Below are 19,213 nucleotides of genomic sequence, written 5' to 3'. Positions count from 1 at the left end.
AAGGTAGGTTAAAAGGTATACCATCAATACACCTGTGTGGAGGTGAATATGGCCTACCTAACCTTAACCCCAGAAACCTTGGATGATGCGCACATCTGCTGTGCGTTCTCGGATAAAAAGTGCCAAGCCAGCTATCAGGCGAAAAAGCAGTGGCTAAAGCAGGAGCATCAGCATGGATACCGTTTTCGCCGTCTAGATGAACGCGCCAAAGTCTTTATCGAATATGGCCCAGCAGAGACAGCTTGGCAGCCCATACAAGCGGATGGTTATCTGGCATTGGGTTGCTTTTGGGTCTCTGGGAAATACAAAGGGCATGGACACGGCAAGCAACTGTTAGCTGACGCCATTGAAGCGGCTAAACAGCAAGATAAGCAAGGCCTAGTCGCCGTGGTCGGTAAAAAGAAATACCACTTTATGAGCGATACAAAATGGTTAAAAGGCCAAGGCTTCAACGTGGCGGATGAGGCCCCTAATGGCTTTGTGCTGTTGTATTATCCGTTGAATGACGCGGCTGAAATACCGCAGTTTCGGGCATCGGTTCATACCGCCAAGGTATCAACCGAAGGATGTGTGGTGTATTACTCCCATCGTTGTCCTTATGCGGAATACCATGTGCTGAACTCGCTACAAAAAAGCTGCGCGCAGCGTGGTATCCCGCTTGAAGTACATCATTTAGAGACATTGAGCCAAGCACAAGCATGCCCTTCACCGGCCACCATTTTTAGTTTGTATTATCAGGGGGAGTTTATTACCACCGATATCAGTGCCTGTATGGAGAGCCGCTTTGATAAGTTTATTCCTCATCACCCTTAACCCAACACTTACATGGATGTAAGGACAAACGATGAATATTGGTATTTATGTGTATGAGCACGCAGAGGTGCTCGATTTTGCCGGCCCTTTTGAAGTATTTAGCACCGCAAAACGTTTGGGTGCGGAAAGTTGGCAGGTTGGACTGATTGCTGAACAAGACTCACCTTTGCTCGCGCGCGGCGGCTTGCGTGTCGTGCCGGATTATCATCTCGCCAACCACCCAACACTGGATGTGCTGCTGGTTGTCGGCGGCGTTCACCATGAACAAGTCACGAGCCCCTCGGTGATCGATTGGGTGAAGCAACAAGATGCGATCACTCAATGTACGGCTTCTGTCTGTACGGGGGCGTTCATACTGGCAGAGGCCGGACTACTCGATGGTCGAAAGGTGATCACACATTGGGAAGATATAGACGACCTCAGCCGTGCTTATCCGCCATTAAGCTTGGTGTCAGGTAAGCGCTGGGTGAGGGATGGAAAATATCTTACCTCCGCGGGCATATCTGCGGGCATTGATATGAGTTTGCAGCTGGTGGCTGATCTGCACAGCGAGGATTTAGCCCAGCGCGTGGCCAAGCAAATGGATTACCACTGGCAGCGAAACGCGTAATATGCTGTGAGGTTAGGTCGTTAAGCGCGATATCAATCAATGTATGCGCTGATAAAATAGGAATTAAACATGTTTCCAGCCGCATGGCGCTCTAAGCGTTTGTGTTTTAGTGCGTTTGAGTACAGTGATGCAAAGCGCGTTAAAGCGCTGTTTGAGCAAAATCAGCATCTGCAATATCAAGATCCCACGTTTAAGCCTTGGTCGTTATCCACCTATCAATCATTGATTGCCGACAGTGCGGAGAAAAAGGCGCCTGATGTAGAGGACGCCTTTTATCTTCGTCGCATCCAGACCCATGACGGCAAAGATATCGGCTATCTACAAATCTCGCTCAATGCGCCCGACGCACAGAGTGTTTGGCTCCCCATGCTCACGATTTCTCCAAGATATCAAAAGCATGGCTATGGCAGCGAAGCGGTTGCGAGCGTGATTGAAACCGTGCAAGCTTATGGAGACTATCGACACATGGGTGTGAATGTTTACGCCGAAAACATTCACGCGTTTCGATTCTGGTATCAGCAGGGGTTCTGTCGTATTACCCATTTTGAACCCGAGCAAGACGAGGGGCGTGATTATCACTGTGTGGTGCTCTATCGAGACCTTATGTCGTGAACAGCGCATGTCTTTTAAGGCATCGACAAGATCACGTCGCTTGAGCCATGTTATGGAAGGAATTAGGTAAACGAATGATGAAAAATAAATCAGTCAATCGAGTGCGATTTAAGCGAGCCGCGATGGGGGTCGCGCTTGCACTAGGCGTGATGAGCTTGGTGCCTGACCAGGTATACGCTGCTGACACCACACACGCTGAGGTGCAGCGCGAATCAGGCCTGTATCTACAAGATTTTGATCGATCGGTTCGCCCGCAAGATAACTTGTTTCGTCACGTCAATGGCGCTTGGTACGACCAAACCCAAATCCCCAGTGATATGTCCAGCTATGGTGCGTTCCGTATTTTAGCGGAAGAGAATGAAAAGCGTCTGAAAGGCATCATTGATGAGTTGGTGGCGCGTGATGATCTCAAGCCAGGCTCCAATGAGCAAAAGCTGCGTGATTTTTATCTTAGCTATATGAACCAAGATAAAATTGATGCCTTGGGGGTCACGCCAATCAAACCTGAGCTTGATCGTATTGCGGCGATTTCCTCGAAGCCTGCGTTGATTTATGCGATGGCCGATTTGCGACAAGTTGGCGTTGGGATCCCGTTTAGTTTTTATGCGTGGGCCGATGCGAAAAACCCTGACTATAACGCTCTGTATCTGAGCCAAAGCGGGTTGGGCTTGCCGGATAGAGACTATTATTTCCGAGACACCGAGGACGCTGAGCGTATCCGCACCGCGTATAAAAGCTATCTCGAAGACATGCTGCGCTTAGCGGGCTACGATCAGGCCACACAACGCACGGATCGGATTTATCAGCTGGAAAAAACACTGGCAGAACACCATTGGACACGTGCTAAACGCCGTGACGCGCAAGCCACCTATAACAAAATGCCCATTGAGGCGCTCAACCAGTTAATGGGCGGGTTTGATTATGCACGCTTTGCCAAACGCGCGGGTATCGACAAAGCCGATGAGGTTGTGGTGCGCATGCCGTCTTATTTTGAGGCGCTAGGGCAGGTGTTTGAGCAAACTAGCCTGCAAGCGTGGCAAGATTATCTAACCATTCGCACGCTCAATGCGTTTGCACCGCGCCTAAATCATGAGTTGGTTGAACGTCAATTCGCGTTCTACTCCAAAACCCTTAACGGCATTCCTGAGCAGCGTGATCGCTGGAAGCGCGGCGTGCAAGCCACCGAAGGAGTATTGGGTGAAGCGCTTGGCCAAGAATATGTCGCCCGCTACTTCCCTCCGCAAGCCAAAGCGCGTATGGAAAGCATGATTGATAACCTGCGTGCCGCGTTTAAAGACTCGATTGAATCATTAGCGTGGATGAGCGATGAAACCAAAGCGAAAGCATTGGATAAGCTGAGTAAATTCACGCCTAAGATCGGCTATCCAGAGCAATGGGAAGATTACAGCGCGCTGACCATCAACGCCGATGACTTGATTGGCAACAGCAAACGTGCCGCTCGCTGGGGCTATCAAGATATGTTGTCGCGGATTGGTGCGCCCGTTGATCGCAAAGAGTGGGGTATGACCCCGCAAACGGTCAACGCCTATTACAGCCCAACTGCCAATGAGATTGTGTTCCCCGCCGGGATCTTACAACCACCGTTTTTTGATATGAATGCGGATGATGCCGTGAACTATGGCGGTATCGGCGCGGTGATTGGTCATGAAATGGGGCACGGTTTTGATGATCAAGGTTCGCGTTATGATGGCGATGGCAACCTATCTAATTGGTGGACTGATGAGGACCGGGCGCGCTTTGATGCGCGCACCCAAAAGCTGGCCGAGCAATTTAGCCAGTTTGAGCCGTTGCCGGGCTTGTTCATTGACGGCAAGGTGTCTTTGGGTGAGAACATTGGTGATTTAGTCGGCTTGACCACCGCCTTCCGCGCCTATCAAAAATCGTTGCACGGAGAACCGTCTCCAGTGATGGACGGGTATACCGGCGAGCAGCGATTCTTCCTCAGCTGGGGGCAGATTTGGAAAATGAAGATGCGTGAAGATGCCCTGCGTGAGCGCGTGTCGCTGGGCCCACATGCGCCACCGAAATACCGAGTACTCGGTGCACCGCGCAATGTCCCTGCGTTCTATGAAGCCTTTGATATTAAAGAAGGTGATGGCATGTATTTACCCGAAGATCAGCGGGTGAATATCTGGTAATCTCGGATGCCGCCACAAGGGCGGCACTTTTTGCGATAGATGTTGGTACTGTCCATCGCGCGAACCGATGCAAGGAGGCTCCAAGTGCTAAGCACGCCAAGGACGAGACTGGTTTTACTTCCCCCAGAAAAAGCCGACATGATGGCGCAGTTTTATCAACGAAATCGTGCTCACCTTTCCCCATGGGAGCCCATACGTCCTGCCGCATTTTATCGCGAAGACTATTGGCATCGCGCGCTGCAAGAAGCGAAAGACTTGTTTCAACAACAGCAAGCCTTCAAGTTTGTGATTTTGCATCATGAACGAGACGATGTGATAGGGGTGTGCAATTTTACCAACGTGATCCACGGCGTCTTTCAAGCGTGCCTGTTAGGTTATGCCGCTGACAAACGTTATGAAGGGCAGGGTTATATGCACGAAGCCATCCAAGCAGGTATCCGTTTTGTGTTTGAGCAGGTTGGATTGCACCGCGTAATGGCCAATTATATGCCCGACAATACCCGCAGTGAGCGGCTACTTACCAAGCTGGGGTTTGAGCGCGAAGGCTATGCTCGCCGTTACCTCAAAATCAATGGCCGCTGGCAAGATCATGTGCTCACCGCCAAACTCAACCCTTTGGTTGAATAAAGGGCAACGTGATACACGAACGTGAACTGGCTTCAAAAGTTTTTCTGACGAGTAATAACGTTTTGAACCGAAACCATTTTTCTCAGAGAATATTCAGGCTTTTTCTAAAAGATGACGGGCAACTGTCATCTGCACAGATATACCATCCAAGGTGAGGACAATAGATGAGTAAGTTTACCGAATATAAGGTTGTACACATTGTAGAGGGGGGCTGCGGCACCTTACTACTCGGCTCGAGCGGCTTGCCGTTGCAGCGCTTGGAGGCAGAGCTAAACCAGTACGCCCAAGACGGTTGGCAGGTTGTTTTTCAAGTTATTGAAAAAAAACGTTATATGCTATTTTGGCAACGTGAAGCGGTGATTGTGACTTTAGGCCGGTAATGCTCAAGTATTTGTCGCTTACGTTGATCCATCGTTACCAAGCTAAAGGTGGATCAAAGAAACTGTTCAATATTGAGTGTAATTTCGAGCCTACGTGCTCGGAGTACACTCGCCAAGCCATCGAAAAGTACGGAGCCATTCGAGGCTGGCAACTTGGTTTGGCACGTATTCGCCGCTGTAATAACCCCAATGCGCGAGAGAAAATTCACGACGAGGTGCCGTAATGCGTTTTACCCAACCTATAGAAGCGCTAGAAGCACAAGAGACCGAGCTCAAGCAGCAGGTAAATGGTTTAACTCAAAGCCAGAAAAAACGCTTTTTTGCCGAGCAATCAAGACAGCTTAAAGATCCCGATACTTATGCGGCGCTAAATTGGGGGTTCTTAGGGGGGATACATCATCTTTACTTGCGAAAGTATGGGTTGTTTGTCGTAGAATGTGTGCTGTTGGTTATCGCCATTATCGGCTTAGTACTGAATCAGCCTTATTTTGGTTTGATTTTGGCGGGTTTAGTGCTATTTGAATTACCACAGCTGTTTTTTGCCCAGAAGATTGCCAGGCAGTACAACTACCATGTATCACGCGAAATATTCGAACACATCCGCCGCGGTGGTTAATCCATGAAGCGCCGTCGGATCCGTAAACGTCACCAGCACCAGTTCTTTTTATGTCAGAAAACCTATCGGCGTGCCTTGATTGACTTGATTGAGGCTGATCCGGTAAGAATGCGTGCACTTCGCTGTGTTCAAGCTTTAAACCTCCCTCAGTGTTATATTGCTGCCGGATTTATCCGCAATCTGGTTTGGGATGCGTTGCACAAATATTCCCCGAGTGCGCTCAATGATATCGATGTTGTCTTCTACGATCCTGAAGATACCACTAAAGAGCGCGAACAATATTTAGAGCAGCTACTGCAAAAGACCATGCCAGAAATGACTTGGCAGGTGCGTAATCAGGCGCGAATGCACGAGAAACATCAAGATCCTCCTTACGCAAGTACATTGGATGCGATGCGCTTTTGGCCAGAGAAAGAAACCGCGATTGCTGTCCGCCTTGATATGAACCAACGCTGCGAAGTTATCGCTGCCTTTGGGGTTCAGTCTTTGTTTGAATTGAAGCTTAGCCATAACCCCGCACGTCCATGGCATGTGTTTCAGCAGCGCCTTGATGACAAGCAATGGCTTAAACATTGGCCTAAACTCACTGTCACCACTCAGTGTTCTGTGGCGGCAAAGCCGATCCATCACGAGTAATCGTTAATAGGGTGCGCATGGGCACAGACAGTCCATGCCACCCGAGGCATACTCGTTGCTGTGTTGAACAGTCTGGATAGCTAAGCCGATGAAATACCGCATGGACGCGAGCCCAAGTGACGATGATATTACCGCCATTCGCCAACAGCTGCAGCAAAGCAATGCCCCGTTTTTAGCTGGCCTTCCTGAAGGCTCTCTTGCCGGCTATGCCTACAACGATAATGATGAGCGTATCGGTGGCGTGGTGGCCAACACTTGGGGGCAATGGTTATTGATTAAATACCTTTGGGTCGATGATGCATTTCGTCACCGCCATGTGGGGAGTCATTTATTGAGTAACTTGGAAGAGTACGCCAAGGATATGGGCTGTAAAATGGCGTTCGTTGATACGTTAAGCTTTCAAGCCAAACCCTTCTACGAAAAGCATGGCTACCAATGCCAGATGACATTAGATGATTACCCTTTGGAACATGCTTTGTACTTTATGACGAAAGCGCTCAACTAACGCATGCACTGACCCTTTACACATCAGGCTCGGGATAGTCGGGCGCTATTGTGTCGCCATACACACGGCATGGCGCGGTCTCTCACTGCTGTGCGCAACTATCTGTTTTTTACTGATTTTGCAGTGAGGGTGATTCCAAAATTATTATCCGACTTAACCGATACACACTTTTTTACGAGAGAGATCAATATACTGGGGTCAAGTGCGAATAGACTCGCGAGTTTTCACTGACAATAGAAAGACCTATGAAAACGTTACTCTCTCTTGCCACCTTGTCGTTAGGAATGCTTGTTGCCTCTACATCATTAGCGGCCTCCGAAGTGAACGATGTGATAACTAAACAGCGTGACGCGCTTGAGCGCGCCACACAAGGTAAAGGGTTTGGCCCCCAATCACCGCGTGATATTGATGCCATCCACGGCACCAACCCTCAGCGATTTAATTACGCACCGCCAGCGCAGGCGATGAATCTTTGTAATATCCACTTCCATAAAAACGCTGAGCACAAAGGCGGGGAGTTTACGCGTTTCGCAGGGGCGGGGGACGGTCACGGCTATCACAGTGGCTACCTGTATTCAGGCGCTTTATCGGACAGTGAACGTGCGTCTTACGACCAGCCCGTATGTACAAGCCAGCATCAATCTGTCCGCGTCGGGGACACCCTGGAGCTCCATTACGTCTACAGTTCGGCCTCTGTGGCGCCGGGACCAACACTGGGTGCGTGCCTGAGTGAGGCGACCCATAATCCGCAGTTACGTGTTGAAGCGCAGGTATTGGTGGTGGTGAATGATCCTAACGCGCGTGATTTCTCTCAGCTTGCTAAAGTTGGTCAACGTAAAGGGCGTTACCAAGCGATCAACCTACCAGAAGATAGCGGTAATCCCGTCACTTACTTGGGGTCAACCACGGGCCCTGGCTATAACCAAAAAGGCTCTCCTTTCCAAGTTACATGGCGTGTCCGTCCACACGTCAAGAAAGTTGATATTGCTAGTGTGCAGCGTTGGTGTCATGCCAATGTATTTGATGAACGCCATGCTCATGGTGTAAGGAACCGAGTGACTAATCCTGCACTGCTGTCAGGCCGATAATCAGGAGGCGCCATGATACCCACCCCCAACTCGCCACATACTTTGCGCCGCATGCGTCCTGCGGACACCGATGCGGTACTTGATATCTGGTTGAATGCATCATTAAAAGCGCATGACTTTATTGATGACGATTTTTGGTATCAGCAGCGTGAGGCGATGCGATCAGCCTATTTGCCGATGGCAGAAGTGTGGGTGGTAGAGAGAGATGGAGCCATCGAGGGATTCTACGCTATGCATGGTCAAACATTGGCAGCGATCTTTGTTGCGCCGCATAAGCAGGGGCAAGGCGTGGGTAGCCAGTTGTTGATGCATGCTAAGCAACAAAAAACCGTCATTGATTTGACCGTTTACCAGAAGAACAAGGCCAGCTACGCCTTTTATCTACGTCATGGATTTGTGGTCGACCGCGAGCAAACCGATCCTCATACGGGTGAGCGAGAGTGGCGAATGGTTTACCAAAGTTAGTTGCCGTTTATATCATGTAAAAATCCCGCTTCGGTGAAAACTAAGCGGGATTTTTTGTTTTCATGAATAATATCAGCATTATATTGATCTTATCGATGATGTTTAATGGTCGTACCAAAAGAAGACTAGCGAGATAATATTTGACTTTATAATGCAAGAGTTGCTAGTTTGGTACTACCAAAAGCGAAGGGGTAACCATGACGACATCCACCAGTAGCCTTTTTCATCCGGTTCAAATGGGCCGAGCGAGTGAAGATGTGGCATTGCAAATCGAATCGGCGATTCTGTCCGAGGCGCTAAAACCTGGCGATAAACTGCCCAGTGAGCGAGAGCTTCAACAACAGTTTGGTACTGGCCGTGGTGTGGTGCGAGAAGCCATTCAATCACTCAAGCAAAAAGGCTTGATTGAAATCCGTAAAGGCCAAAAAGGTGGGGCGGTCGTGCGTCAGGTTGATGTACATAACATCAGTGAATCACTGGCACTGTTTTTAAAGCAGAGCCATGTACAAGCGGACAAGGTCGCGGAGTTTCGTGAAACGGTTGACCAAAGCCTAGTGCTGCTCGCCATTAGTCGGGGTACTGATTCGCAAAAGCAACAGCTCAGTGAAAGCGTCACTGAGCTTGCGGCACTTGCCGCGGAAGAGGCACCGGATTTGGATCGCTTAGGAGAGCTGGATCGGGCACTGAACCTGCTGATTGCTGCGATGTCCGGCAACCCGATTTTTGAATGGGTGATGCACGCTATCCAGCAAGGGTTTAGTTCGCACGATTATGCCCTTTATCAAGCGGCGGAGTATCGTCGCCAAACGGTGGAAAACTGGCAACAGACCGTTAACTACATTATCGCTGCGGAGCCGTTTAAGGCGCAAGCGACGATTAGCCACCACTATCGGTTGCTACAACAATGCATTGATGAACAAACATCAAGCTAATTATAAAAAACTTCAAAAAGGAAACCTCTACACAATCATACCCATTACCTGTGTTGCGACTGTTCCGGGCTGACGCCCTGCACACGGGAAGGACAAAATTTGGAGGTTTTATGGGACAGCAACAAAATTACGACTATATCATTGTCGGCGCGGGCTCAGCAGGCTGTGTTCTGGCGAACCGTTTAAGTGCTAACCCAGATAACAAGGTATTACTACTCGAAGCAGGACGGCCAGACTACCGGCTGGACTTTCGGATCCACATGCCCGCGGCGTTAACCTATTTGCTCACGGACAGCACCTATAACTGGTTGTACGAATCTGAACCCGAGCCGAATATGCATAACCGCCGTATCGCACAGCCGCGCGGGAAAGTGCTTGGGGGAAGCAGTAGCATCAACGGCATGATTTATATTCGCGGCAATGCGATGGATTATGAAAAGTGGGCCAATGAGCATGGATTAAAAGAGTGGGACTATGCCCACTGTCTGCCGTACTTCCGTAAGTGTGAAACACGCTTGCAGGGTCAAAACGATTACCATGGCAATAATGGCCCCTTGGCTATAACCACAGCAAATTGTGATAACCCTTTATTCAGTGCCTTTTTTGATGCGACCCAGCAAGCGGGTTATCCGTTGACAGACGATGTGAACGGCTACCAGCAAGAAGGGTTTGGCATTTTTGACCAAAACATTTATCGAGGCCGTCGCCACAGCGCGGCCCGGGCTTACTTACACCCCGTGATGAACCGTCAAAATCTCACGGTGATCACCGGTGCGACAACAGACAAAGTGCTGTTCGAAAACAAAACCGCGATCGGGGTGGAATACCGCAAATGGGGACGGAAGAAAACCACGTATGGCGCCGAGATTATCAGTTGTGGTGGCGCGATTAACTCGCCCAAACTACTGCAACTATCTGGCGTGGGTGACGAAACCATGTTGAAAAATTTGGGGATCAAACCTGTTCACCACCTGCCAGGTGTGGGTGAGAACTTGCAAGATCACCTTGAACTCTACGTGCAGTATGAATGTAAAGAGCCGGTCAGTATGTATCCCGCGCTTAAGTTTCATAATCAACCGAAAATTGGTTTTGATTGGCTGTTCCGTCGTAAAGGCGCCGCCGCCACCAACCATTTTGAAGCAGGTGGTTTTGTGCGTGGTAATTATGAGGTGGAATATCCGAACTTGCAGTTCCACTTTTTACCGCTGGCTATTCGTTATGATGGCTCGGCACCGAACAAAGGGCATGGGTTCCAATTGCATGTCGGACCAATGAATACTGATGTGCGTGGTCACGTGAAAATTCGCAGCACCAACCCAGATGAGAAGCCAGAGATTTTCTTCAACTATCTTTCTACGCCGCAAGAGCGTAAAGAGTGGGTTGAGGCGATTCGGGTATCGCGAGAGATTATTGCTCAGCCGGCCTTTGATCACCTGCGGGGTAAAGAACTCTCGCCAGGGAGCGCGGCGCAAACGGACCAGGAAATCCTCGACTTTGTGGCTCGTGAAGGTGAAAGCGCCTACCACCCAAGCTGTACCTGTAAAATGGGCTTGGCGAGTGATGAGATGTCTGTGGTGGATGAATCCCTCAAGGTCCATGGTGTCAACAATTTACGCGTGGTGGATGCCTCTGTGTTCCCTGCGATCACTAATGGCAACTTGTACGCCCCGACCATTATGGTAGCGGAAAAAGCGGCGGACATGATGATGGGGCACACTCTTTCACCGGCGAAAGATGCGGAATACTATCGCTACCTGCCTGACCATACGCCGGCATCGGAAAAAGATGCGGCGCTTGTCTAACCCTCCTAATATGCGTCAACAACAAGAGCCAGCTTCGTGCTGGCTCCTTATTTTTTTTGCCTGTCCAACTCGTGTTTAGCCGCGCTATAGCTGGCGACGCAATAAGGCACTAAATAGTTGAGTAGTGCGTGATCCATACGCAAGTTTGCCTCGCCCCATATAGCCTCGCCCTGATTAATAACATTGAGCACAGTGCCGACCACCAATGCAATTTTCAGTGCATTAATGACCACGCTGGGTTGGACTAAAGTACCAAAGAGCCGTTTCATTTAACGACTACCTTCAGCACGTTCAAGCAGCGCCTGCGTGGGGATGGTGGAAATCGTCTCTTGGATAACGCGCTTAATCAAGCTAGTGTCAGGTTTGCGTCGTTGTTTCGAGGCTGGGATCTGAACGCCTGTGGGCTCCAAGTGATACGCATTTTTAGTCTTGACCAGTTTTGCTTGTTGTAGGCATAAGGGACAGTGAAGCAGTTGTCCTGGTGCATCATCACGATAGCGGGTGATCGTCGGGCCGCATGTCGGACAGTGATGCAAGGGGATCCCTTCATCGGTATGAGCAATGATGGCGTCAAATTCGCCCGCTTTGGCTAAGCTGACAAACCGTTGCCCGAGTGACACGTCAAACTGGCTACCAAGGTTTTCTTCAACAATATTGATGGCTTTTTGTTTGGGCATCGCTTGTCGGTAGGGCCGGTGACTGGTCATGGCATCAAAGGCATCACAAATCGCGATCAGCTTGGCTTCTGGGGGGATCGCTTCGTCAGATAATTTGTTGGGGTAACCTTGTCCATCGACACGTTCGTGATGCAAGCCGACCGCATTTCGCACGATTGGCCCTAATGGGTGGCCTTCCAAGATATACAGCCCCTCATTGGGATGACTTTGAATGATGGCAAATTCATCGTCGGTCAGTTTGTCTGTTTTCTTTAAGATGGCATCAGGCACACTGACTTTGCCGAGATCATGCAAAAAGCCACCTAGGGTCGCGATGGCGCGCTCCTCTTTCGACCACTGCTCTGCTTGTGCAACCGCTGAGGCGAACTGAGAAACTCGCCAAAGATGGCCGCCTGTGTAGGGGTCTTTTGCCTCAACGGTCCACGCCAATGTTAATAGGCTTTGGAATAAGCGCTGCGTTTGAACACTATCTACATCGGAACGAAACCACTTGGTTAACCATTGCATTGTTTTGTCCTTTGTTGTGTGCCTTTATGAGTAGACAGGGACTACTTGGTAGAACTTTCAGCTTTTGATGTCTCTGTGTCTGTCAAAAACTTAGGCAGGCTGAGCACCACGGTAACGCCTTGATTGATATTGGAATCGAAATGCAACTTCCCTCGTAATTTTTGATGCACCAAGTTGAAAACGAGATTGAGCCCGAGCCCTGAACCGCCTTTGCCGCGTGAACTGGTATAGAAGGGCTCGAAGATACGCTGGTGCAGTTCGGGGGCAACCCCAACGCCATTATCGTTATAGCAAATTTCCACGGTATCGCCTTTATCGGCGATACGAATGTGAATGTCTGGTTCGGGAATATCTTCAAAGGCATGGCGGACACTGTTCATCACCAAGTTGGAGATAACTTGGGTAAGCACACCGGGCAGACTACTCATGACAAGCTGAGGGTCGCCTTCGACGACAGGCACGACGGGTACTTTCTTGGTTTCGGGGCGCAAACTTCCCATCAATGCTTCAAGTGTTTGCACGGGACGGAATTGACTTCGGCTTTCGGACACTTGGTCGACTGCTGTTTGTTTGAAATCACGAATTAATCGTGCGGCACGATTGAGGTTGTTCTCTAGCATGTGCGTACCATCCGTGACCTGCTTCATCACGGTGGTGTACTGGTCACTGGTCAAGGTTTTTTGCTCGAATGCGTGGTTAAGTGTTGAAACCGCTTCTTTGATCACTGAGTTGGCGGTTACCGCGATACCTAGGGGCGTGTTCACCTCGTGGGCAACGCCAGCGACTAAGCTACCCAACGCGGCGAGTTTTTCGGACTCCACCAGTTGAGTTTGCGTGGCTTTGAGGTTTTCCATACTTTGAGCAAGATCGTGAGTTCGCGCTTCAACGGTCGCTTCTAAACTTTTGTTCAGTTGCTCAAGTTCCAACTGGGTCGTCTTCAGCTCGGTGATATCAATCGCGGTGCCGCGAAAGCCCGTGAAGCCGTATTCGGTGAAATGTGCTATTCCTTGGAAGACAAAATAGTAGGTGTGTTTTCCTAAGGTGATTTTTTCTTCACACATAGTGAAATCATCACATGCATCTAGGTTGTATAGAAGCGAAGTACAGTGGCTCAGTGCGGGCACTGACTTAACCTTGGGGGTGTTTTCGATGGGAATGGCGAGTGCAGATTGCATCGCCTCAGAGCAAAATGTGAGGCGTTGTGTCGCATTAGTTTCCCATAGCCAATCAGAGGCTGCGCGGGTAAAGTCGGTGAGCCTTTCTTGTTCTAGGGCAATGTTTTGATAAAGATTGGTCATCCGTAGGGTGATTTTATTGGTTTCATCTGCCAGCCAATCGAGTTCATCGCTTTTTTCCATAATCAACTTACGATGTTTCAACCGCAAAGGCTCGTGGATAGGATCGATAGGGTCAAAATGAGATAAGTGTTTGGCGATAGCAAACACACGCTGGCTGACGCTTTGATGGAACACCCAGAGAATAAGGGCGCACACAATGAGGGTTTTAATCCCATTCAGCAGGAGGGTAACAACAAACTGTTGCAGTAATAAATCATAGATTTTCTGCGCGTCTGACTCTATTCGCAAGGTGCCGAGGTTAATACGGCGATTAGTGTCAGGGTGGAAATAGCTGAGCTCGGTTTGGCTGACTACGTTATTTTTTATCAGTGGCTCGCCAGCATCCAGTACCACGCCATCAAACTCTATCGAGAGGTAATCTATATAAGGAAGATTCACCAATCCATCCAGCCGGTTTTGTGCGCTAACAAGGTCGAACACCCATAAAGAGGAGGCTATCAAATCAGCATGAACGTTTTGAATTTCAGCATGGCGCCGGTCAACATTGTTAAAGGCTTCCTCGTAATCCCATGATAGCTGCAGCAGCGTGGTTAATATGGTAAAGAAACCACTGAGCAAAACCATCAGCAGAATGATTCGGCGGCCAACAATACTAAAAAGCGGGTGCTTGAGACCTTGTTCAAACCTTTCTAGCTTTTCCATTCTATGCGTATTACCTTACTCTTTACTTTCACTCGCGTAGCGGGCTATTTGGCTTGATAAGCTTAGGGGGATTAGAAACATAAACTTCACGCCTTGCCCGGGCGATGATTCAAATTGTAGCTCGCCGCCTAGCTTTTGTTTGACGAGGTTAAAGACCAAATTGAGGCCAAGCCCTGAGCCTCCTCGTCCGCGTTTGCTGGTGTAGAACGGTTCAAAAATTCTATGGTGAAGGGATTGCTCGACACCGCAGCCATTGTCTTGGTAGCAGAGGTAGAGGTGGTCTCCTTGTCTTTCAAATTCGATCGTGATTTTCGGGTTGTCGGTCTCGTCAAAGGCATGGTTGATACTATTCATCACGAGGTTAGAGACGACTTGGGTGATGACGCCGGGTAAGCTATACATGATTATGTCAGGCTCTCCACTGACCTCGGGGGTGACCGGGATTTTACGGGTTTCTGGGTGCAAGCTGGCAACGAGTGCGTCTATTGTTTGTTTGACGTCAAATTCGGTGAGCGCTTCTGATACTTGGTCAACGGCAGTCTGTTTAAAGTCACGAATAAGATGGGTCGCACGCTTGAGGTTGTCTTCCAGCATGATTACGCTGTCGTTCACTTGTTTAATCAATGAAGCAAACTGCGTGCTGGTTAACGTTTGTTCCTCAAACGCTTGGTTGAGCGTATGCGTGATATCTTTAATCACGGATGAAGCGGTGACGGCGATGCCTAAAGGTGTGTTGACCTCATGCGCAACACCTGCCACTAGACTCCCCAGTGCCGCGAGCTTTTCCGACTCGACCAGTTGTTCTTGTGCTGCTTTTAAGTGCTCCATACTCTCTTGGAGTTCACGGGTTCGCTCATCAACGGTTTCTTCCAAGTTATGGTTCAATGTTTCCAGTTCAAACTGAGCCGTTTTCAGCGCGGTGATATCAATGCCCGTGCCTCTGAACCCGCGAAACCCATCAATACCGTGATGGGCAAGCGCCTGAAAGACAAAATAACGGCTTTCACCCTCAACGGGCATGATCTCCTCACACATGGAAAAGTCCTGTTGCCGGTGAAGGTTTGCCATAAATTGATGACAGCCGACGGCAGAAAGCAACTTATCAAGGTGCGGATATTGGTTGGGATTAAGGTCAAATGCCAACCGCATCGGCTCGGAGCAAAAGGTCAACTTTAGGTCAGCGTCGGTTTCCCATAACCAATCTGACGAGACATGGGTAAAGTCAGACAAGCGCTCACGCTCCAGCATAATATTGCGATAGAGCGTGGACATATTCTGGGTGATTTTATTGGTTTCGGCTGCTAGCCAGTCGAGCTCGTCTTCTTTTTCCATGATGTAGCGTTTGCGGGGCAAGATCAGCTTTTCTTCGTTGGGATCAAGCGGATTGTACCGACGTAAAAATTGCGCCACTTTAAACACGCGTTGGCTGACGGTATGGTGAAACACCAATAAAATGAGGTAGCACACAATGATTGTTTTTATTGCGTTCAATAGCAATGTGATAAAAAAGCGTTGTACCAAATCATTATAGATAGCGTTCGTGTTGGACTCGACGTAAATCGTGCCGATACCCTGCGTTTGCCTAGTATCGGGGTCGTCATACTGAAGTGGATATTCATTGACCATTTTACTCACGTTTAGAGGCGACCCCGCTTCAAAGAGGTAGTTCTCTGACCGCACGGCTAAATAATCAACATGCGGCAAATTGATCAACCCATCAATGCGCTCTTGAACACTGGTTAAGTCATAAATCCAAAGCGAGCTGGCGAGTAAGTCGGCATGAATGTGCTCAATTTCATAGTGTCGGCTGTCCACCAGGTCGAAAGCTTCATCGTAATCCCAATAGGTTTGTAGCAAGGTGGTGAAAATGGTGAAAAAGCCACTGAGCAAAATCATGATCAGCAAAATCCGTCTTCCTACTAAGCTGAAGAACGGATTACGAATACTGTCATCAAATGTGTGGCTTCGGCTCATACGTTTTAAGCGCGTAAGTCAGGACGATAGTTGTAAGTGTAGAAGAAAAAATGCTCCTTACCCTGATGAGTGGCCTCCAGACTCGCCTACACTCTATAAAGACGTGATTTTCTGAGGAGAGCGTCATGTATCCGAAATTTTTTGTTTGGCCGCTGTACTTTTATTCCTGAGCTTGCCAGCACGTGCACTGGATGTGTTGTTGATTCAAAGCTACCACGCGGGTTTTGAATGGGATCGCAACTATATCGCGGGATTGGAGGCCACGCTCGGAGGCGGATACAATCTTACTCGCTTTGAAATGGATACCAAGCGGCTACCGGAGCACGTTTTTGATAGGCAAGCCGATAAAGCCTTCTCGTTCTACAGAGCACAACGTCCCGACATCGTTGTTTTGGGCGATGATAATGCACTTAAGTATATGCTCCCACGCTTGCATAATGAGCCGATTTCGATTGTTTTTTTAGGAGTAAATGCGAACCCTCGCCGTCTATTAGCCGAGTACAGTGGCCAAGCAAAAGTCACCGGTGTACTCGAGTTGCCGCTTTTTATTCGCAATATGCGTGAAATTAGCATGCTAATGGGGAAAAGAAACATCAGAGTGAAGGTGATGTTTGATTCTGGCGTTACATCTCAAATCGCAGCGGATTATATACTGCGTCAATATGAGCAAATTCGTTTGAGTCTTGGAATAGAAATCGACATTATTCATGCATCCACCTTTGATGGTTGGCAACGGGAGATTCAGTCAGCGTTTGAAGAAAAATTTGATGCGATCATCGTAGGTCTCTATCAAGCCTTAGTAGATAAAGAAGGTAACAATGTTGCGGCTCACCAGGTGTTGTCTTGGACTAACCAACATGCGGTTTTACCCTTGTTTGGCTTTTGGGACTTTGCGGTGGGCAAAGGGAAGACGGCTGGTGGTGTGGTTTTGTTTGGTTATGCACAGGGCCAACATGCCCCTCAATTGGTTGAGAAAATTGCCCAAGGCGAAGACGCGAGTACGATTCCAATTCAAATAGGGCGACAAGGGCGCGCAATTTATAGCACGTATGAGATGTCACGATGGTCGCTCACACCGTCATCGCGATGGCAAGCCATTGATTAGATGAATACAACGCTCTAAAAAGATAAGTGAAGTGCCCCCTTAGGGGCTTTATGATTTAGTCTGGATAGGCAGCACGGATAGCAATAAAGTCGTCCCAATGTTCGAGAAGCAAATCGACCAGTTTGGGTTCAAAATGCTTGCCGCGTTGAGCAATGAGCTCGTTGCGAATGTCGTCATCAGTCCACGCTTCCTTGTACGAGCGCTTCGATCCTAGGGCGTCGAATACATCAGCCAGTGCTGATATTCGTCCACTGATCGGGATGGCCTCGCCGGCGAGCTGATTGGGGTAACCTGTCCCGTCCCATTTTTCGTGATGGGTGGCTGCAATCTCTTTGGCTTCGATGATAAGGCGGCGTTTGGAGTGGCTGAGGATTTCTACCCCGTACTCCACATGCTTTTTCATCGTTTCCCATTCGTCCGCATCGAGTTTGCCCGGTTTGTGTAAAATCGCGTCTGGGATGGCGACCTTGCCCACATCGTGGAGAGGGGAGCCATGTTTGAGCATCATGGTCTTATGCTCGTCCAAACCGTAGAGCTGCCCTAATTTCTCACAGAACAAAGAGACGCGTTGCACATGCGCACCGGTTTCTTTACTCCTCGCTTCCACCGCATTGGCCAAGTTGTAAACCAGCTCTTTGGAAGTCTCACGCAAATCGACCATCAAGCTTAAGTTCTCAAACGTCAGCCCAATGTTCTGCATGTAGATTTTTAGCAGGTGCTGATCCAGCTCTGAAAGGGTTTTGTCATGGTTGACATACAGCAAAAACTCAACGTCTTCGTCATCGCGGTGGAACAGGACAAAACCGTCGTCGAATTGAATGCTTTTCTGTGCTTCAAGCGCTTGCTTGCAACGGTCTGAAACATTGCTAGGGAGTTTATCAAAGGCGCATTCGGTGTAGCAGTTTACATATTCCCCCGTCGCAGCCAGGGTGAGTGCGCGGGATTCTTCTGCTCCCGGGCGAGGCTGCACCACACAATAAAACGCGGAGTCGTGGATATAGAGAAGGGATGTGAGCTGCTCGAGCACCGCGGTAGCGTAGTGTTGAAGATTGGTGGTATTTTGCACATTGGCTGACGCTTCAATCACGCGCCGCAGCCCCTCCTTTTGCTCCTCAATCATGCAAAGGTCGCGATACGAGCGCAACATTGAGTAAAGTAGGGTTTTGAGCTTTTGGGTGGTGAGCTCCGTTTTCTCTTTGTAGTCGTCAATATCATATTCGCGGATCACCCGGTCTTCCGGTGCTTGTCCGGCTTGTCCGGTGCGCAATACTAGGCGGATCAGGTGGTTATTCATTTCATCTCGAATATGCCGTACCAAATCCAAACCTGCGTGCTCGGTTTCCATTACCACATCAACGAGTGCCAACGCGATATCTGATTCTTTCTCCAACACTTCCCGTGCTTCCTGCCCAGATAGGGCAGACAATATCTCTAAAGGGCGTCCTTGAAACGCGAATCCCGTTAGCGCGAGCCGTGTTACCTCATGCATCAGATCATCGTCATCAATCAGCAGTATCCGCCATGGCGCTGCATCAGATGCTGAATTGATCTCATTAGACTTGGGAGATGCGCCGTCACGTTGATCTGCAAACAAGTCCATTCACTTCGCCCCTATTCGCGTTTATCTCAGTTAGTTAAAGCGTAGCTTAGAGCGTTGAAAGTTGCGAGGTGTGGATAGCGTATTGATGCGTCTGTCACTCACGTT

General features: G+C 49.1%; 20 protein-coding genes. 15 read left to right on the top strand and 5 right to left on the bottom strand.

What is annotated here, in order from left to right:
* Nucleotides 1–48 precede the first annotated feature (48 nt).
* The 14 genes from BZG74_RS07735 (at nt 49) to betA (ending at nt 11,245) form a co-directional block, all read left to right on the top strand.
* Complete coding sequence (locus BZG74_RS07735; RefSeq protein WP_077772069.1) at nt 49–813, top strand: N-acetyltransferase; 765 nt, start codon at nt 49–51, stop codon at nt 811–813.
* Nucleotides 814–844: 31 nt separating this feature from the next.
* The gene (locus tag BZG74_RS07730) at nt 845–1,423 is read left to right on the top strand and encodes a DJ-1/PfpI family protein (RefSeq protein WP_077772068.1); all 579 of its coding nucleotides are present in this window, start codon (nt 845–847) and stop codon (nt 1,421–1,423) included.
* Between the two features lie 69 nt (nt 1,424–1,492).
* Complete coding sequence (locus BZG74_RS07725; RefSeq protein ID WP_077772067.1) at nt 1,493–2,035, top strand: GNAT family N-acetyltransferase; 543 nt, start codon at nt 1,493–1,495, stop codon at nt 2,033–2,035.
* A 74-nt stretch (nt 2,036–2,109) separates the two neighbouring features.
* Nucleotides 2,110–4,194, top strand: coding sequence for a M13 family metallopeptidase (locus tag BZG74_RS07720; protein ID WP_201247363.1), 2,085 nt, complete (start codon nt 2,110–2,112; stop codon nt 4,192–4,194).
* Between the two features lie 84 nt (nt 4,195–4,278).
* The gene (rimJ, locus tag BZG74_RS07715; RefSeq protein WP_235605722.1) at nt 4,279–4,821 is read left to right on the top strand and encodes a ribosomal protein S5-alanine N-acetyltransferase; all 543 of its coding nucleotides are present in this window, start codon (nt 4,279–4,281) and stop codon (nt 4,819–4,821) included.
* A 164-nt stretch (nt 4,822–4,985) separates the two neighbouring features.
* Complete coding sequence (locus BZG74_RS07710; protein WP_021022754.1) at nt 4,986–5,201, top strand: DUF4177 domain-containing protein; 216 nt, start codon at nt 4,986–4,988, stop codon at nt 5,199–5,201.
* The gene (gene yidD / locus BZG74_RS07705) at nt 5,201–5,425 is read left to right on the top strand and encodes a membrane protein insertion efficiency factor YidD (RefSeq protein WP_077772065.1); all 225 of its coding nucleotides are present in this window, start codon (nt 5,201–5,203) and stop codon (nt 5,423–5,425) included. The genes BZG74_RS07710 and yidD overlap by 1 nt, the downstream gene beginning before the upstream one ends.
* Complete coding sequence (locus BZG74_RS07700) at nt 5,425–5,817, top strand: hypothetical protein (protein ID WP_077607163.1); 393 nt, start codon at nt 5,425–5,427, stop codon at nt 5,815–5,817. The genes yidD and BZG74_RS07700 overlap by 1 nt, the downstream gene beginning before the upstream one ends.
* A gap of 108 nt (nt 5,818–5,925) precedes the next feature.
* Nucleotides 5,926–6,453, top strand: coding sequence for a nucleotidyltransferase family protein (locus BZG74_RS07695; RefSeq protein ID WP_235605730.1), 528 nt, complete (start codon nt 5,926–5,928; stop codon nt 6,451–6,453).
* Between the two features lie 88 nt (nt 6,454–6,541).
* Complete coding sequence (locus BZG74_RS07690; protein ID WP_077772063.1) at nt 6,542–6,958, top strand: GNAT family N-acetyltransferase; 417 nt, start codon at nt 6,542–6,544, stop codon at nt 6,956–6,958.
* A gap of 245 nt (nt 6,959–7,203) precedes the next feature.
* A complete protein-coding gene (locus BZG74_RS07685; RefSeq protein ID WP_077772062.1) occupies nt 7,204–8,046 on the top strand; it encodes a delta-class carbonic anhydrase in 843 nt (280 codons plus the stop codon).
* A 12-nt stretch (nt 8,047–8,058) separates the two neighbouring features.
* Entirely contained in the window at nt 8,059–8,511 is a 453-nt protein-coding gene (locus BZG74_RS07680) for a GNAT family N-acetyltransferase (RefSeq protein WP_077772061.1), read from the top strand.
* 197 nt (nt 8,512–8,708) lie between these two features.
* Complete coding sequence (locus tag BZG74_RS07675; protein WP_077772060.1) at nt 8,709–9,443, top strand: FadR/GntR family transcriptional regulator; 735 nt, start codon at nt 8,709–8,711, stop codon at nt 9,441–9,443.
* A gap of 110 nt (nt 9,444–9,553) precedes the next feature.
* The gene (betA, locus tag BZG74_RS07670; protein WP_077772059.1) at nt 9,554–11,245 is read left to right on the top strand and encodes a choline dehydrogenase; all 1,692 of its coding nucleotides are present in this window, start codon (nt 9,554–9,556) and stop codon (nt 11,243–11,245) included.
* Nucleotides 11,246–11,292: 47 nt separating this feature from the next.
* Here the strand turns inward: betA and nrtS are convergent, their stop codons facing one another.
* Genes nrtS through BZG74_RS07650 form a run of 4 tightly spaced genes read right to left on the bottom strand, consistent with a single transcriptional unit; the run spans nt 11,293 to nt 16,403 of the window.
* Nucleotides 11,293–11,514: a nitrate/nitrite transporter NrtS gene (gene nrtS, locus BZG74_RS07665; protein WP_077772058.1), complete on the bottom strand. Its 222-nt coding sequence runs from the start codon at nt 11,512–11,514 to the stop codon at nt 11,293–11,295.
* A complete protein-coding gene (locus BZG74_RS07660; protein WP_077772057.1) occupies nt 11,515–12,429 on the bottom strand; it encodes an HD-GYP domain-containing protein in 915 nt (304 codons plus the stop codon).
* Nucleotides 12,430–12,470: 41 nt separating this feature from the next.
* The gene (locus tag BZG74_RS07655; protein ID WP_077772056.1) at nt 12,471–14,429 is read right to left on the bottom strand and encodes a PAS domain-containing sensor histidine kinase; all 1,959 of its coding nucleotides are present in this window, start codon (nt 14,427–14,429) and stop codon (nt 12,471–12,473) included.
* A 15-nt stretch (nt 14,430–14,444) separates the two neighbouring features.
* Nucleotides 14,445–16,403, bottom strand: a complete 1,959-nt coding sequence (locus BZG74_RS07650; protein WP_077772055.1) for a sensor histidine kinase — start codon at nt 16,401–16,403, stop codon at nt 14,445–14,447.
* A 136-nt stretch (nt 16,404–16,539) separates the two neighbouring features.
* Between BZG74_RS07650 and BZG74_RS07645 the strand changes: the two genes are divergently transcribed.
* The gene (locus tag BZG74_RS07645) at nt 16,540–17,508 is read left to right on the top strand and encodes an ABC transporter substrate-binding protein (protein ID WP_077772054.1); all 969 of its coding nucleotides are present in this window, start codon (nt 16,540–16,542) and stop codon (nt 17,506–17,508) included.
* Nucleotides 17,509–17,563: 55 nt separating this feature from the next.
* Here BZG74_RS07645 and BZG74_RS07640 read toward each other — a convergent pair whose 3' ends face one another.
* Nucleotides 17,564–19,108 (bottom strand): response regulator, encoded by a 1,545-nt coding sequence (locus BZG74_RS07640; RefSeq protein WP_077772053.1) that lies wholly within the window; start codon nt 19,106–19,108, stop codon nt 17,564–17,566.
* Between the last annotated feature and the right edge of the window lie 105 nt (nt 19,109–19,213).

The sequence above is a fragment of the Salinivibrio sharmensis genome (assembly GCF_001995985.1).
Classification (GTDB): Bacteria; Pseudomonadota; Gammaproteobacteria; order Enterobacterales; family Vibrionaceae; genus Salinivibrio; species Salinivibrio sharmensis.
The sequence above is the reverse complement of the archived record's forward strand: the minus strand, read 5'-3'. Positions and strand labels throughout refer to the sequence as shown.